General features: G+C 59.3%; 13 protein-coding genes. 2 read left to right on the top strand and 11 right to left on the bottom strand.

Annotated elements, in window-relative coordinates; genetic code table 11:
• Positions 1-10 precede the first annotated feature (10 nt).
• The 9 genes from WBR68_RS01600 to WBR68_RS01560 form a co-directional block, all read right to left on the bottom strand.
• Positions 11-1147 carry an acyl-CoA dehydrogenase family protein gene (locus WBR68_RS01600; RefSeq protein ID WP_110238519.1) on the bottom strand — a complete coding sequence of 379 codons (1137 nt, stop codon included), beginning with the start codon at positions 1145-1147 and terminating at the stop codon, positions 11-13.
• Positions 1144-1383: a phosphopantetheine-binding protein gene (locus tag WBR68_RS01595; protein ID WP_110238520.1), complete on the bottom strand. Its 240-nt coding sequence runs from the start codon at positions 1381-1383 to the stop codon at positions 1144-1146. Before WBR68_RS01595 ends, WBR68_RS01600 begins: the two co-directional genes overlap by 4 nt.
• Before the next feature lie 35 nt (positions 1384-1418).
• On the bottom strand, positions 1419-2627 hold the full coding sequence (locus WBR68_RS01590; RefSeq protein WP_110238521.1) for an HlyD family efflux transporter periplasmic adaptor subunit: 1209 nt from the start codon (positions 2625-2627) through the stop codon (positions 1419-1421).
• Positions 2624-4648 (bottom strand): glycosyltransferase, encoded by a 2025-nt coding sequence (locus WBR68_RS01585; protein ID WP_230693381.1) that lies wholly within the window; start codon positions 4646-4648, stop codon positions 2624-2626. The genes WBR68_RS01590 and WBR68_RS01585 overlap by 4 nt, the downstream gene beginning before the upstream one ends.
• A 6-nt stretch (positions 4649-4654) precedes the next feature.
• Positions 4655-5581 carry a nucleotidyltransferase family protein gene (locus WBR68_RS01580; RefSeq protein ID WP_230693380.1) on the bottom strand — a complete coding sequence of 309 codons (927 nt, stop codon included), beginning with the start codon at positions 5579-5581 and terminating at the stop codon, positions 4655-4657.
• Between the two features lie 80 nt (positions 5582-5661).
• On the bottom strand, positions 5662-6873 hold the full coding sequence (locus tag WBR68_RS01575; RefSeq protein ID WP_230693379.1) for a DegT/DnrJ/EryC1/StrS family aminotransferase: 1212 nt from the start codon (positions 6871-6873) through the stop codon (positions 5662-5664).
• A complete protein-coding gene (locus tag WBR68_RS01570) occupies positions 6870-7481 on the bottom strand; it encodes a hypothetical protein (protein ID WP_230693378.1) in 612 nt (203 codons plus the stop codon). Before WBR68_RS01570 ends, WBR68_RS01575 begins: the two co-directional genes overlap by 4 nt.
• Before the next feature lie 24 nt (positions 7482-7505).
• Positions 7506-8603, bottom strand: coding sequence for an oxidoreductase (locus WBR68_RS01565; protein WP_230693377.1), 1098 nt, complete (start codon positions 8601-8603; stop codon positions 7506-7508).
• A 32-nt stretch (positions 8604-8635) separates the two neighbouring features.
• Complete coding sequence (locus WBR68_RS01560) at positions 8636-9271, bottom strand: sulfotransferase family 2 domain-containing protein (protein ID WP_230693376.1); 636 nt, start codon at positions 9269-9271, stop codon at positions 8636-8638.
• Between the two features lie 805 nt (positions 9272-10076).
• On the opposite strand from WBR68_RS01560, the gene WBR68_RS01555 reads away from it, so the two are divergent.
• On the top strand, positions 10077-11450 hold the full coding sequence (locus WBR68_RS01555; RefSeq protein ID WP_230693375.1) for a hypothetical protein: 1374 nt from the start codon (positions 10077-10079) through the stop codon (positions 11448-11450).
• 78 nt (positions 11451-11528) lie between these two features.
• Positions 11529-12971 (top strand): hypothetical protein, encoded by a 1443-nt coding sequence (locus WBR68_RS01550; protein ID WP_230693374.1) that lies wholly within the window; start codon positions 11529-11531, stop codon positions 12969-12971.
• 224 nt (positions 12972-13195) lie between these two features.
• Here the strand turns inward: WBR68_RS01550 and WBR68_RS01545 are convergent, their stop codons facing one another.
• Positions 13196-14383: a TniQ family protein gene (locus tag WBR68_RS01545; RefSeq protein WP_230693373.1), complete on the bottom strand. Its 1188-nt coding sequence runs from the start codon at positions 14381-14383 to the stop codon at positions 13196-13198.
• The gene (locus WBR68_RS01540) at positions 14370-15263 is read right to left on the bottom strand and encodes a TniB family NTP-binding protein (RefSeq protein WP_230693372.1); all 894 of its coding nucleotides are present in this window, start codon (positions 15261-15263) and stop codon (positions 14370-14372) included. Before WBR68_RS01540 ends, WBR68_RS01545 begins: the two co-directional genes overlap by 14 nt.
• Between the last annotated feature and the right edge of the window lie 7 nt (positions 15264-15270).

The raw sequence follows: 15270 nt of genomic DNA, 5'->3' as shown, positions 1-15270 counted from the left end.
TCGCCCCCATCTAGATGATTGGGCCTTGAATTTCCCTGATTCGTGCGGCCTCCAGCGATGCGATGGCGCTCGTCAGTAGCCTGTTGGGGTACATAAGCGGAGCGGCCAGCAGATCGCGTACGGTGCGCTCGATCGGGACGGCGGCCGGCCGCACGTATCCGTTGTGAGCCCCAGCGAGAACCTGCAGGGCTTGAGCTACTTTCAGGGCGGTCTCAGACGCGAATACCTTGAGGCAGGAAATCTCTTGGGCGAACTCGTAGTCGTATGGGCGCCGACCGAGCTGAATCTGTTCGAAGCCATTAAGACATCGATCCCTTAGCGCTCGAATAGCGGCGAGATCGGCCCTGACTCTGCCGATTGTGTCCCTGCATGCATCAGAGGTCAGCATCGCGCCGAGGCGGGAGCTATCCGCAGCCACTCTTAGAGACTGGGTAAGAAGTCCGGTCGCCGCGCCGAGCCAAGCAGAAGCCCAAGCGATGTGGCCCGCGGGTACAAACGCTTGGGCGATGACGGCGCCAACGTTCTGTGCTGCAACCCGCTCACGCCCCACGCGGAGGTCGAACTCCATCGGCACGCTGCGCGTGCCGCGCATCCCGCACGAATCCCAAGGGCCCGTGGCACGGGTAACGCCGTGGGATCTGGACGCGATCACCAAGCAGATGTCACGGTCAGATGCCTCGGCCCCACTCTTCATAAGAATGAGAAAGCTATCGGCGTGCTCTCCGTAGCTGACAATGGGTGCTTTCCGCCGGACCAATACATGTGCACCGGCGTACTCCAACGGGGCAAGCGCTTTGGCTACGTCTCCGCCCTTGCCGTACTCGCTCGTCACGCTTGCCACCAGCGTTTCACTCTGCCTGAACTCGCGAACAAGACCGCTCTCTAGCCATTCCTCTACCGAACGGACAGCCCAGGCCTGCTGCACGTGCATGGCATATACCATCGCGGTGGAAAGGCACTCCGTCCCTAAGCCCTCGACCACCTCTGCGCTGGTCGTCAAAGGATGCATGCCAAACGGGGCTGAAAGGAGCCGAGCTTCTCTGAGACTTCGTACGGCGTGCTCCGGGAATATTCCTCGGTTGTCCACCTCCGCCGCGTTCTCTCGAGCAGCAAGGCGGGTGCGCTCCGGCAGCGCTCGCTCGCTCATATATCCTTTTCCTGAACGAGATCGAACACGACCGCCGAAAGCGAGTTGACAGTCGAGAATGTGCTTGCCTGCAGCGCCTCCTCAGGAAAGCGGACGTGCAAATCCTCCTCGATTTTCACGACCAAGCGTATGACTGAGAGCGAGTCCAATCCTAGGGTGGACAAACTCTCGCTTCCGTCCAATGGTCGATCAACGGAAAGAATGTCGCCCAGGATCTGTGCCAGTACCGTGTTCATGCTTTGTCTTCTCGAGGACAGGCGAAACGCGCCAGTTAGATGAGTTCCATTTCAACGTATGAGCCAACCGGGCAGGTGGTCTGAAGTCCCTTTGGCGGAGTCGCAATCTTCACCAGGACATAGGCGACGCTACTCTTCGCATCCGGTTTCGAAGAGATGACATCGATTGCTGGGTACATGCCGATGCCAACGAGCGGTGCGGGGGATACCGACACGACCTCCCCCCGATATTTCGAGCCGCTCACCTCCACACGCACTGCATCGCCGAGTCGCCATCCGCGCCGCTGCTGCCTCTCGGGGATCACTCCAAGGGCGTAGGGGTGGTGACAATCCACAAGCGATGCGAGTCTTTCGCCAGCGGGCACCTCGCTTCCGCTCCCCACAAGCACGGTATTTATCCGACCGCTTTGGCCGGCTGCCAAAGTCGCCTTTCGAAGCCCGTTGTTCGCCGCTGCAAGCGCACCCTCTGAGTCCAGCAATGTCCGCAGATGCTTCTTCGCGGACGCGAGGTCCAGGGCCGCGCTCTGCAGTTCCCGCTTGGTCGCCAACACGGCACCTTCGAGAAGGCCCAATTTCGGACCGGAGTCATCGTCAAAGCCAATGTCAACTTCGGCACCATTCTTCACTGCTGCTTCGGAGGCCCAGTCTCGCTCCAGTTTCTGTTTCCGTTCTTCGGCAGCCCGCAACTCGTGGTCAGCGCGCGTTATCGCGGTGTGGGAGTAGAACCCCGCCTCTTCAAGCAGCCGTTTTGACGCCAAGTCGGTCTTCAGCGCTTCGATCTCTGCCTCGCCCTCCCGTACGGCCGCGGCAGCGGCCTGGGTTCGCTCTCCCAGTACGGTCTTCTTTAGTCCACGCGCCAACATCAGCTTGCGCTGCTGCTCCGCTTGTGTTTGCTCCAGGGCGCGCAGTCGCAGCGTTGCCTTATTGACATCGTCCTCCGCGATGGCGACCTCGCGCTGGAGGGCGATTAGCTGCCTCGAATCAAAGTGGCCGTCGATAATCTCGATCAGCGGACTTCCGCCATCGACGAACGCGCCGGGGCGCAATTGCTTCAACATTCCTACGCGCCCTTTAATCGGGGCCATCAACACCTGCACCGGAGCGCACAGAACAGCCGACATCGCGGATTGACTGAAGTACATTGCATATACGTACCCCCCAACCAATGAGACCAAGGCGAGCGAAAGTAGAAATCTCGCCCTGAAAATCACAAAGCCCAGCTTGTTCCAGCTCGCCTGCTTCATTGCGACATCTCCGCGGCCACCTTTCGATCCCCCTGCTTCCTATGGGGTGTCCGGCCCAGTGCGTGCCTAACGACTGCTCCAATTGCGCCAAAGAATCTCCACGTGCGGCGCTCCTGCACAAGGCCGCCGTGGCAATATATCCACGAAATTAGCTCGCGCCTCTCGGCGTCTCCCTGTTCAAATTCCACGCCAATACCCCCGTCACCGTAGTTCCGCACAATCCGAACGCGGCGCTCATGCAACCCTCCGATTCCAACCATTAGTCGATCGCCGACCTGCGGTTGCATTTGCATAGGGAGACTAAGCCGAGCCCCGAATTCCGAAACGTCAATCAATTTGCCGAGTTGGGCGATCTCCGGCGAGTAGCCGGAAACGGATACTGTTGCCGCGCTACCGGCAGGAGCGAACCGGCATGAGCGACGGGTCTGCGGAGGCTCAAAGCACGGGATAAGAGCGACGTAGAATCCGAAGCAATTGATCATTGCCCAGAACATCATTCCCAGCTTCCCCAGGCTCGCACTTTCGCTGCCGTCCAGCACCGTGACCATCAATGTCAGCATGGTTGCAATGAGAAGGGTGCCGGGGATTCTCGCTAGCTTCCAGTGGAAAACCCAGTCCTCTCGGCTCACGTCCTTTTCGGTAACGGAGAAACGCTCCGCCTCTCTCCCGGTCGCAAAGCGCCAACTGGCTTTTAGGATGGTCGGCGCGAGGAACAGGACCTGGCCGTCGGAGAAGAACGGCATGAGAGAGAAACCAGCGAGCCAGTTCAGGCCGAGCCTGCCGACCGTCAGTGGCAGGATCACGGCGAGATACTCTTCGGGCGTAACGGCGTACACGGTAGCGTCAGCGAAAAGCGCAGATATCGGCAGCAGCGCCCAGCAGATTCGCATTACGCTCGGATACGGCCACCGGGCAATTTGCTCCAGGAACTTCAGCCTGTCTCTAACAGTTACCTTGCCGCCGTGGCGCAGCCACTGAATGCGGGAGATCTGCAGCCAGCCAACGCACCAACGATAGCGCTGAGTCAGATACTCGGCGGCCCCTTCGGGCGCCAGCCCCATGCTTAGCACTTCGTTCAGATATGCCGTTGCCCACCCTTTGCGGCGCATGACTACGGATGTGAAAGCATCCTCGCATATTGACTCGGTCGGAAAGTGCCCGCATTCATCGAGCGCATCCATTCGAGCCAGGAAGGACGTGCCGCAACAAATGACGCTACCGTTTGCGTCAGCGCAGGCGAGGCGAAAATCGAACCAATTGCGCTGCTCGTCCGGAATCCTGGATTGAGCTCCCAATGCGTACTGAAATGGGTCCGGATTGAAAAAATACTGTGGGGTTTGAACCATGCCGATCCTCCCCCCATATCCCGGTGAGAAGAGAGACAGCGTTCTGGAAATGAAAATCGGCTTGGCGACAAAGTCCGCATCGAAGACGGCAATGAACTCCGGTCGGTAGCCCGACTCCCGCATGTTTCGAAGTCCGTTGTTCAGATTCCCCGCCTTGAAGCCGGCGTTGTCCTCCCTTGAAACGTATTCAAAACGAAACTCTCGCGCCAACCGCTCGACCCACGGTCTGGCCCCGTCGTCGAGCACGAAGACTCTAAGGTCCGGATAGTCCAGGTTCGCGGCACCAACAAGCGTACGCTCCAGGACGCGATACGACTCGTTGTAGGTGGGGATGAGCACTGCGACGGCCGGTGGGGCGTCCTTCCACCATCCGCACTGTTGATCTGCGTCGCGCGAGCGGCTCCGAATGGCTCGCTGTACGCGAGTATTTCTGAACCCAATGAGGAAGTTGAACGCCTCGGCCAAGAAGAAGATGACCATCGCAACGAATGTGGGCGTGAGCTCAAATCGGTCATAAACCACCAGCCCACGCCAGAGCATGTAACGACAAGAGAAGAACAGGACAACAATAACCATGGCCGCCCGTAACTTTGCCGAGTCGCGGCCCACAATTGGTGCGGCGACGACATAGAAAGCCGCGAGCGTGAGCGCGAACAGTGAGAAGAGATCGTCCACGGCTCTTTAGAGAAGGCCCAGGCGGCGGTGAATGTCCGGCGCCTCAACTACTTGGTCCTCGCGCAGGCTGTGGTTCCACGGTTCGCAGGGTAATTCCGCTGCGTCGCCGATGCTGAAGGGGCTGACGTCAAGGACATGGCCGACAACGATGTCCATCCATGCCACCATCATCGCCAGCCGGTTGGAATGCGCCCAACCACGGTCTCCACGTTGCGCGAGCTGCGCCAAGGCGAACCTGCAGTCAACAAATAGCTGTAGCGAAGGAGGCTTCGGTGCTGTGGTTCCAGCAAGAAATGTCTCACGGAAGGCATGCAGCAACGTGTCAACCGCACAGTCCTCATTCGTGAGGCGCGGAATCCCGAGCGCGTCGCAATACTCAAAGCGCGACAGGATCTGTTGGAGCGGGAGAGCCAACTGGTCCTTGTGCCACCCTATGGTGAAGGCAACGTCCACGTTGAATCCGCCGCATGGCGCTGCAGCGTCAAGCCGCGCGAAGTGCGGCAAGTGGTCCGGGGAGAGTGCATATCTGATCTGCGTGGCCCTGGAGTGGGAGGCCAAGCTCGTTGTTGCGAACGAATACAGGCCAGGCACGTAGCCACGGGCCTCCAGAACCTTCGTGATCGCCGCCTTATCTTGATCGCCAAGCAGTAGGTCGATGTCCGAGAACTGACGGTCCCCGGTTCTTGGGAACCAGCTGGCTACGACTGGTCCCTTGCGGACAGCGACGCGAATGCCCATCCGTGCTGCTTCCACACAAATGGCGGACGCTTCGTCAAGCATCGCGTTCTGATAGGCGCATTGCCCGCTTCTAATATGTCTGAGCGCTGATCCAAGTCGTTTTGAGGATGTAGTGAGGGCCCCTGTTTCGACCAGGTGCAACGCTATGCCGACAAGCTTGTGCTGCACCACCGACCCGAGATCCGCCTCTCCCATTACAATGGATCCTTCGGGTCGCGATGGAGCCACATAGGACCGAGCGATTGCGAGCGCGGCAGGAATGTGTACCGGCATTTTCAAAGCCTCTGGGCGTGTTCAATAGCGAGGCGTGAGAGCTTCGCGTCTAGCGCCTGCAATGGAAACGATTCGCCGTAGCAATCTCTGGTGTCGAACAGAATATAGTCACGGAGATTCGATCGCGACTTGACGCTATGCCGGAACGCGGTCACGCAGTTCGGAGTGACAAGCGCAGAGGCACGCTCCGCGGCTTCAAACTGATCGGGCAGGTCATGGGGGATTTCCTCGACACGCAAACCGCACGAGACAGCAATCTTGACTAGCTCCGCTGTGCGCAGTGGACCGCTGTATCGAAATGGACGTTTGTACCAGGTGCCCGTCTCCCAGCCCTCTCGTCGGGGGAGCGGTGCCAATGCAGGGAAGCGGTGCGCTACGATCTCTGTCAGCTGTTCGAGGTTGGCGTTCTTGTCCTCGATAATCTGCCCGAGTTTGGACAAGTGATCGAAAGCTAACGTGGCGCTGATCGGCGATCCTCGAAGGTTTAGGCCGACACCGAGCCTCCCTATTGCGTCCAGCCGAGGATCCGATATTTCCTCGGCAACTCGATGTTTCGCCTGACCGAAGATAATCGCCCGTTCGTATAGCAGACGGTCGCGCGTGACTAGAACGCCACCCAGTCCGCCGGACACGAGCTTGGTCGTGCCGCAGCTGAAGACTGCAATGTCTCCAAAAGCCCCAACTTTTCGGCCTCGATAGACCCCTCCATGTGCGTGCGAGCAATCTTCGATGACCATTAGCCCGCGTGTTCTGGCTAGGTCGCACAGAGTATCGATGTCCGCGGGCACGCCCCATTGATGGTTAACGATTACCGCGCGAGTGTCGTCGGACAACGCTTCGGCAACGGCCTGGGGACACAAACCGCCTAGCTCATCGGTCTTCGCGAATCTTACCGACAAGCCCATCACACAGCACGGAGTGGCCGTTCCCCTAAACGTCACGTCAGGAACTATTACCTCGCTATTAGATGGCAGATCGAGCGCACCAAGGGCTGCAAGCAGAGCCGAGGTTCCTGAGGAGTAGAAAGCCGCGAAAGACCGAGACCCCTCCTCTGACACGAGCGCCTCAAACGCCCTTTCCAGCTTTGAAATCGCGGGATGCATGTCGACGGCGCCGAGATCGCCTTGACGCAGAACCTTCGTCAATTCGTCGTTGATGTCGTCGGAGTACCATGGCCATAGCCGGTCCGGCCCAGATGCACTCTGGGTCGTCATAGTCCGATCCGGGCCGCAACGTCCTTCAGAAGATCACGCGCCGCTTGGTGCCCGTCGACAACGATCAGCGTTTCACCGTAGTTCGCCGCGGCAGCCTCCAAAGCGGCTATTTGGTTTGCGGCTTCCCTGACGGGGTGCTCTTCTAGAAGGATCGCGTCGCCTTTCTCGCGTGCACTCATGCGTTGCACCGCCACCTCCGCGGTTACCCGGATGAAAACGCGGTGGTCTGGCTGGGCGCTGAGACCGAGCAACGGCCAGAACTTGCCCATATCGAGCCCTGCGCGAATGCCACGGGCTGCTTGTTCAAGGATATAGCTGTCAGTGAAGAACCACTGCATCTTGGATCCGATATGGGGTCGCAGTCTGCTGCTGCCGGTAACCAACTCGACCGCGCGTACATACTCGACGATCTCTTTGCTGAAGAACCTTACCGGCCGACTCCTCACAGAGAGCTGCTCCGAAGCTGCGGCCTCAAGAAGCCGTACCCCGTCGCTCTGAAAGGGCCGTTCGTATGCAAATGCCAGTCCCGACTCATTTATAAGTCGCCGGAGCCCGTGAATCAGCGTCGTCTTCCCACAGCCGTCGATGCCGGCAACTTCGATGAGCACAGCATGTATCTCCGCGTGATGTGGTTACAGTTCAGGAATGTGTTCTGTAGGCTTGATCGCCGGAGTGCGTAGTCCTCTCCGGTAAGGTGGCGGCACACAATCCGCGGCGCCTTGACTCGCCATCTCGCGAACGAGATACAGCGGGTCGCCGAGCAGCTTTCGCCCCATCATGATGACGTCGGCACTTCCGGACTCTAGGATCGCCTCAGCTTCTTCCAATGTCGTGATTTCCCCTACCGCCGCAGTCGCAAGCCCCGCCATTCGAACCCGACTTGCGAATGGGACTTGATATCCAGGGCCGGTCTTCTTTTGTTGGGGCCGGCGTATGCCACCGGAGCTGCAATCGATGAGATCGACACCTTCGCGCGCGAGCATTTGAGCCAGCCTGACCGTCATCTCTATATCTATGCCGTTTTCCACCCAGTCGACGCACGACAACCTGAAAGCGACGATGGTGGTTTCGCTCAGCGCTGCGCGAAGGGCTCTGGCCAGCAACACGGGAAGAAGGAAACGACCTTGCTCGTCACCCCCGAACCTGTCCTTTCGTTCATTGGCTACAGGGGAGATGAAGCTATGTATCAAGCGGCCGTGAGCAGCGTGAATTTCGATAATCTTGAAGCCGGCTCTTTCCGCGACTTGAGCGGACTCTGAGAACTCGCGGATCGTCTCTAGTACCTGGACCTCGGACATCTCGTCTGGGCAAACATAGCCGGAGCCAAACGGAATTGGAGATGGCGCTAGCAGATTCCATCCGCCCTGGCCGAGCGCTATCGGCTGATCCCCCTCCCACGGACGGCTCCTGCTTCCCTTTCGCCCGGCATGAGAAAGCTGGATGCCCGGAACAGCGCCCCCGGCAGCGATTTCTTTCGCAAGCGCGGCGTACGAGTTGAGCGGGGTATTTGCGTCCAACACCAAGTCAAACGGGGTGACGCGGGCATATGGACTAACGGCGGTAGCTTCGACCATCACGGCGCCTGGCCCCATTGACAATGTTCCATAGTGCCGAAAATGCCAAGATTCCGGCAGGCCGTCGGGGCTCATGTACTGGCACATGGGCGGAACCCAAATGCGATTGCGAAAGCTCGTGCTGCGTATGACGACCTCTTGGAACACTGCCGACATCACACCCTCCTTCTTCGCTATACGAATTCTTCTTAGAAACGGTAGCCGTGCAGGTCTATTTCCATCTTGAAGTAGTCCTCCACCGCATGGCGTTGGTCGTCTGAAAACGCCAATCGATACGCGGATTCCGCTGGGCGAAATTGACTCTTAGCGTTCGACAACGCTAGTCGCGGCAGCCCGACCCTTTCGGACAACTTGGCCAACTCGCCTTCGATGTCCTCGTAGCGCGCCACGTGATCGACGACCACCTGATCATTGATGGTGTAGATGGGGTAGTTGAGCGCGTCTTTGTACTCGCCACTATTTATGAAGGTGCTGAACGGGGCTCGCGGCTCGTTCTTGTTTCGGTGGTAGTAGAGCGAGACAACCTTGTCCCAAGGGTTCCGGTCGACGCAGAATTTGTAGTAGGCATTCCAAGTTCTATGCCCAACCAGCTCCTGGACCTCGGCAGCCTTCATGTGATTGAAGTAACGGATCGCTCCGTCTTTGTCGAGATAGTTTTGTGGAGCGATTCCGCCTTTTTCCAGACGAAGGCTCTCGTCGCGTGCGCACAAGGGAGTAACGATGTCACCCTCTTCTGCGAACTGAGAGAGCGCTATCTCCAGGGAAGTGCTCGCCGTTTTCCGGCAGCGCAAGAATATGACTTTCCTGCTGTGGAGAATGAGCATTCACCGCCTCGTCGAAGATGCAGCATTGGTTTTGTATGTGTCAGCAACGTCGGACGCAGAGCCGGTGTATTGGGCTCAAATGTCATACAAGTATGCTATTGCCGTTTTTGCCTCAGAAAGTTAAGAGAGACTTAAATTCAAACTATTGCTGCAGAGGCTGCTTTCCGCGCATATGCGGTTATCCCACTACTGGGAGTCCTGCAGCACGCCCATATGCACGGCCAGCATCGCGTCGATTCATGCGCGCCGACGGAGTTAGTAGCAAGATCGGTAGGGTCGGTACAGGAAACCGGCAAGTCGCGGCAACGAGGCGAGGTCCGGCTAGCCGGTTGCCGTTGCGCGCGATACGGAGAGCGCGCTTGCTTCTTTTGCAAGTCTTCAGTGCGGCGGTCGGAATTCCTGGTTGCGCGCGCCTATAAGAGACGTTGACCTCCATTTCGTTGCGCCGGTGTGGGACTGGCCTCGTGGCAGATAGAGCCTTTTCCGAGGAGAACCAACTGGTTCAGCTTCTCGTGTGACGGAGAGGCTGCAGGCAGATGAACACCGCCAGCACTTGCGACGGCAGTCAGCGGCGCTGTGTCGTTGGCAGGGAAGCGCGCCGTCCAGCGGCAAGACGCACCGCAGCATGTTCATGCATTCGGCCCGTCCGTATAGCTGAGCCTTTGGCGCACGTCGCAGGCCTCGCGCCCAATCGCCAGCCCCCAACCGACCTATCGCTTTCGCACGACGCCCGTGCGTTTTTTCGCGGGTGCGGGTTGCGACACGTCTTTGGAGAGACCTGTCGTCGGGCCTATGTTGAATCGTGGTGTCGCGCAAGTCGGCGCTGCGCGCCTTCTCGCGGCAACGCGACGGCGGGAAAGCGAAGATCGGAGGCTTAGTGAGCAAACCGAAGTTTCAAGTACTGGCGATGGCGATGTCGCTCGCGTTTGCCGGCTGTGCCACCACGCATGAAGAAGACGGGCTCGCGGCCGGTGGCGATCTCCATTTCTGGTTCCCACGGCAGTGGGACGAGGCGACTGCCGTGACTATGTTTGCGGCTCTGCCGAATGCGCCTGACGATTCGCTGGACGATGGGGACGCGCCGGCGCTCGCGGACCTAGACCTGCACCCCTTGAACTCCGACATGCCGTCCGCGTATGCCCGCTGTTCAGGGTCCGAGCTGCCGCCAACACCCTCCAAGTCGGGCTCGCTCGACGAGCGATTGAGCGCGGTGGCGATTGCGCCCGTGGCTGCTGCAGCCGGCGCGTGGCTCGTGCAGCAAGCAGTGCATTTGGCCGTATCTGACGTCGACGCATGGCTCACCAACAACGTGGCCAGCTACGCGCAAAAGGACCAGTTCAAGTCCCGCGCGGTCGACTTCTATGCGCCCTTGGTGCACTTTGGTTCGCGTCCCCTTACCTCAGCGTCTTACGCGGTGACTCTGCCCGCGAACTCCTATCCCGGGCAGCCGCTGGCCAGCGGGCCCGCCAAGCGCTCGTACTGCTTCCGCCTCTCTCGTTACACGCCCCCGCAGGCAGACCGCAAAGAGGGCGAGACGATTGATCGGACACGACTGACCATGGACTTAGTTGCCAAGGTGACCTACGACCGCGAGGTCCATCCGCGACAACTGCGTATCGAGCCGATACGGCTCTACTTGAGTCATGTGTCGTCTAGGAACGAGAGCGAGAAGACCGTGCACCTGAGTGCTGGCGTGACAATGGACGTTATGGTGGTCACACAGAACGAGGTCACCCTTACCAGAGGTTTGAACATCGGGAAGCTACTTGACTACTCAGTCGACACGGCCAAGACCACTGCTGATGAAGGCCTGTACGTGTTGTTTGAAGAACCAAAGCTCTGCACAACTGTGACCCCGGAAGGCAAATCTACATGCACGGCCTCGTTGTCGCCGGGAGCTAAGTCGGCGCAAGTGACAAAACGGTTGGAGTGCCCGGGTCGGCGGTGTGAGGTCCTTGTAGAGGCGTCTCAGGCGGCTCTTTTTGCGCTGCCACCGTGGGACAGGGGCCCGCCCACGGAGCCCGAATCGAATTCGGCTGGACTCGTCGTCGACGTCATCACGCAGAGCAAGGTGCCCTGGTTCCTTAGCAAAGGTGCCCAAGCCTTTCATGGCAAACAGGATGTCATAGAGAAGAACCTGACCTCATCGTTGAACAAGGCGGTTGGCTTGAAACCATAGGGCTAGCCCCCGCGCAGTCCTGCTCACGACTCTACCGATCGTGATGACCGTCTGATTGCAAGATCTTGCGGAGGCTCTATGGGCGTTTCTCAATTGCTTTGGGCAGTGGCTGTGAGTGCAGTGCTGGACGCCTGTTCATCGAGTCCTATGGTGTTCAATGCGACCGCCACAGCAGCGGCCGGTGAGAGTGTGCCTGCTCTGAGAGAAATCGCCCCCCCGTCGCAGGACGGGGCCATGTGGGTGATCTTCGTTCACGGTGTCGGCGACCATTGCGTGGGCTATGCCTTGGACGCGCAATCAGGCGTACTGAACGCGAACGCGATGACTTACATGCGTTTGCGATCGCTCGACATGCAGCCCCCAACAACCAGGCACATCGACGTCAGCGTCTTCTCGCACGGGGGGCCTACCGATTCGCGATCCAAGGTCGATTACACGGTAGGCCACTACCAGTTACATCTGACAGATAGCGGGCAGGAGGGAGGTAAGGACTACCGAGTCAACGCGGTCGAAATTCGATGGTCGGCACTTACTCAGTGGCTCAAGAGCAACCAGTTGGCTTATGACTCGCCGTCGGCAACGCCGAAAGCCGGAGAGCGGCAGTCGTGCACTGAAGGCCCCGATGACGATATTCAGGAGGGGGCCAGACCGCCTGATCGCGCGAGGATCAACCAGGTCATAAAGGAGACAGTCCTAGACCGAGAGTTGGCGGACGCTATGCTCTACGCCGGTTCGTATGGGAAGACGATCGAGCGTGGCGTCGCTGAGGCGATATGTCACGCTCTCATCGTCACTCCCGATGAGCAGTCCTGTCGTTGGGAAAGTGTTGCGCAGCTGCCCCAGAGCGACCGCTTCTACGTAGTCACCCATAGTCTAGGCAGTCGGATCGTCTACGACATGCTGCTGGACTTGACAGGTACTGAGCGGGCCAAGACTAGCGCCTTCTCCAAAGAGGAGGTTGATGCCGCTCGGGATGGGGTCCGAACCATGGTGGCCCACATGCCGGCCTTCTACATGCTGGCCAACCAGCTGCCCATGATCGGGTTGGCAGACGTGCCGCCTGGTGCTCGATCACATCATGGGCCCAGCCCCTTCGGCGTGCCCCCTTCAGCCGCCACTGCAAATACGCAGGCCTCGCCGGAGGGGCAGCATGCGATCCTCGCTCAGCCAAGTCCAGAACTCCTCTACTGGAATCCGTTCTATGCCTTCGGCCAGATGCGCCAACAGGCACTAGCTGAAGCTCATCAAAGATCGCTTCAGTCGGTTCCAACCCTTGATATCGTCGCGTTCCACGACACCAACGACCTTCTGACTTGGCATCTGCCGCCGTGGTACCAGTCCGCTGGTTCGAGCGATGGCATAGGTATCCACTTCACGAATGTTTTCGTCCGGAACGCCCGAGATTGGCTTCACGTATTCGCCAGCCCGGTCAAGGCGCACACTGGATACTTCTCGAACAAGGCTGTTTGGGATGTTGTCCGGTGTGGGGTTTCGGAAGGAAAGATTATGCCGTGCGACTAGTCGAGCCGTCGGCCGTTTCGGGCAGTGCGTTAGGCAGGGAGTCGCAACTCCGGCGGTCGAGGTATCGCGGCCCTGCCGGTTCAAGGGGACGCGGCAGTGCTGAGCCGCAAGCTGTTGCTGCGGGTGCGGAACATCTTTGCCAGCCCGCCTTCCTGCGATGGTGGAAGCGTGCTTGGTCGTGCCGAAGTACGCAGGATGGAGATGGACTCCACCGTAGTTCGTCCTCAACGGGCATGCGACCCGCGCGGATTCCATCGGGGCATGGCAGGCTGGCCGGCGTGCCGCGTGCCCAGAAGTCTCTCGACAGCATCTGCATGAGCGGGCAGACCGTGTCGTTGCAAATACGCAGTCACGGCAGTTCGCTCCTCCTCCGACGGAGCGTAGTCGCGGTCGTTGAGCTCCCAGCGCAGCTCCCGGCAGAGCCAGTACGGCATGTATGCGTCGTACCGGATGACGTACGAGCTGGAGAGCCGGCACCGCTTGCACGCGCTTGCGAAAATCAAGGGCCATCGGCTGATCAGCCGTTCGCACATAGTCATCGCAAGTACGCGATCTGCGAGTCTGAGTTCCTCAAAGCGCACGGGGGCAGACTGCCGGGCCAAGCGTAAAGCGTCGTCGACGCCGTCGAGCAACTCTGATCGCAGTCGCCCTCCACGGCCCGACGACACAAGCAATCTGCAAAGAAGGTGCAAGCCGTCAAAGAAAAGGAAGGAGTAGAGCGACGCGCCAGGCAGCGTGGTCTCATGGCCCGCCGCCAGGCACGACATCAAGCGAGTGTGAAACTCGACGAGCGCCCTGTCCGGGATGGGGCGCAACGGCGCCCTGTCTTTTCTCAGATCGAGCAGGCAGCTCGGGCACTGGGTAATCGGGGAGGCCGCTGATAGGAGGCGACGTCCGAAGTCGCCGGTATGGAAGACCACGGGCGCTGCACAGTGAGGACATTCGTCGCGCAGAAAGAGCCCATGCCGCTCGCACACCACATTGAAGGCGAGGCGCCACTTGCGTCGGAAGTACGGTTGGTCGTCTTCGGCCAAACACTGCGGGCAGTACTGCAGGCCGTGCTTGAGCCGCCTGCGTCCATCGCGGTAGTTGGGAATCAACCAGGGAACGGGACCCCTGCTATGAAACGAACACCACAGCCGCCCCTCTAGCGATGCCAAGCCTATCTGCAACCCGCGCGCGAGCGGAGTGCCAGTGCTCTCACAGAGCTGTGCGAGGAGCGCTTCTTGCGGGTTTCGATCAATGTCCGCGGAGAGAAACCCGGGTGACTGACCCAGTACATGCACGCACAGATGCTGAAGCTTGATCGCCGAGCCCCAGGCTAGCCGGACCAGCCACGAGCTGAGCAGTTCGTCTTCCTGAGGCTTGGTGCGATACAGCCAAAGCTGACCGGCCTGGTCAAACCTGCTCAAAGTTTCGCGAGCGATCCGAAGGCATGACCCACCCAAGTGCCGAAAGCCGGCCCTTTGTCAGCATCTCCGCGTCGATCGATTCCTTGCCAGACCGGATCGCGGATTCGGCCAGAAGCTTCAAGATACCCACGATTTCGCCTAGCAGGCCTTCCCCAAAGGTCAGGAGTCGATGCAGCGCGACCTCGTTGAGCAGATCACATTTATTCTTCAGGAGCAGTGTGGGCTCGATGGAGAGAACGAAGCGTGCGAATTCCTCAAGTTCCAGCTTGTCCCACTTGGGAAGGAAAACGGGTTTGAAGCGGTTTGAGATCGATGGATCGACGGACATCACGTTGAGCGTCTCGGGCGTGCCCGAAACCACGATCGGCATCTGCAAATCGTTGCTCATGTTTCGCAAGGCGTTGAGGAGCTTGCGCCTCTTTGCGGGCGTGCCGGCTCCAATGTTGTAGAAATCATCGAGCAAGAGGATTTTGGTCTCGAGATGACCAAGGATGATCCTGATTCGGCGCAACTTTGAGTCTTCCGGTTCTCGGGCGGAGCCTGCCGCGCTGAGTCTTTCCAATATGGCGTAGTACAGCCGTCCTTCGTCCGGTGAGGGCGGCGTGCCGATCATGAGCACCGGCAGCACCGTCTTCTCCGCGTTGGGATCTTCCGGTGGATTGTGGCGGCGGCAAAAATTCTGCAACAGCATCGTTTTGCCGTTGTTCGTTTCCCCGATCAACGCGAGATTGGGCATGCGGTGCATCTTGGGATGACGCAGCAACGCGTCCATCTGCGCACGAATCGCCACGGCGCGGTCGTAGCCGATCCAGCTGCTGCCCTTCAAGCGGAAGATTCGGTCTTCGTCTTCTCGCGACAGTTCAATCACGTGCATGGCCATGGGCGGA

The sequence above is a fragment of the Achromobacter sp. JD-1 genome (assembly GCF_038594925.1).
Taxonomy (GTDB): Bacteria; Pseudomonadota; Gammaproteobacteria; order Burkholderiales; family Burkholderiaceae_B; genus Achromobacter; species Achromobacter spanius_C.
The sequence above is the reverse complement of the archived record's forward strand: the minus strand, read 5'-3'. Positions and strand labels throughout refer to the sequence as shown.

Excerpts from the sequence above, each read along its gene's own strand:
- WBR68_RS01595 (WP_110238520.1), bottom strand. The coding sequence starts at position 1,383 with ATGAACACGGTACTGGCACAGATCCTGGGCGACATTCTTTCCGTTGAT.
- WBR68_RS01590 (WP_110238521.1), bottom strand. The coding sequence starts at position 2,627 with ATGAAGCAGGCGAGCTGGAACAAGCTGGGCTTTGTGATTTTCAGGGCG.
- WBR68_RS01560 (WP_230693376.1), bottom strand. The coding sequence starts at position 9,271 with ATGCTCATTCTCCACAGCAGGAAAGTCATATTCTTGCGCTGCCGGAAA.
- WBR68_RS01565 (WP_230693377.1), bottom strand. The coding sequence starts at position 8,603 with ATGTCGGCAGTGTTCCAAGAGGTCGTCATACGCAGCACGAGCTTTCGC.
- WBR68_RS01600 (WP_110238519.1), bottom strand. The coding sequence starts at position 1,147 with ATGAGCGAGCGAGCGCTGCCGGAGCGCACCCGCCTTGCTGCTCGAGAG.
- WBR68_RS01580 (WP_230693380.1), bottom strand. The coding sequence starts at position 5,581 with ATGGGAGAGGCGGATCTCGGGTCGGTGGTGCAGCACAAGCTTGTCGGC.
- WBR68_RS01550 (WP_230693374.1), top strand. The coding sequence starts at position 11,529 with ATGGGCGTTTCTCAATTGCTTTGGGCAGTGGCTGTGAGTGCAGTGCTG.
- WBR68_RS01575 (WP_230693379.1), bottom strand. The coding sequence starts at position 6,873 with ATGACGACCCAGAGTGCATCTGGGCCGGACCGGCTATGGCCATGGTAC.
- WBR68_RS01540 (WP_230693372.1), bottom strand. The coding sequence starts at position 15,263 with ATGGCCATGCACGTGATTGAACTGTCGCGAGAAGACGAAGACCGAATC.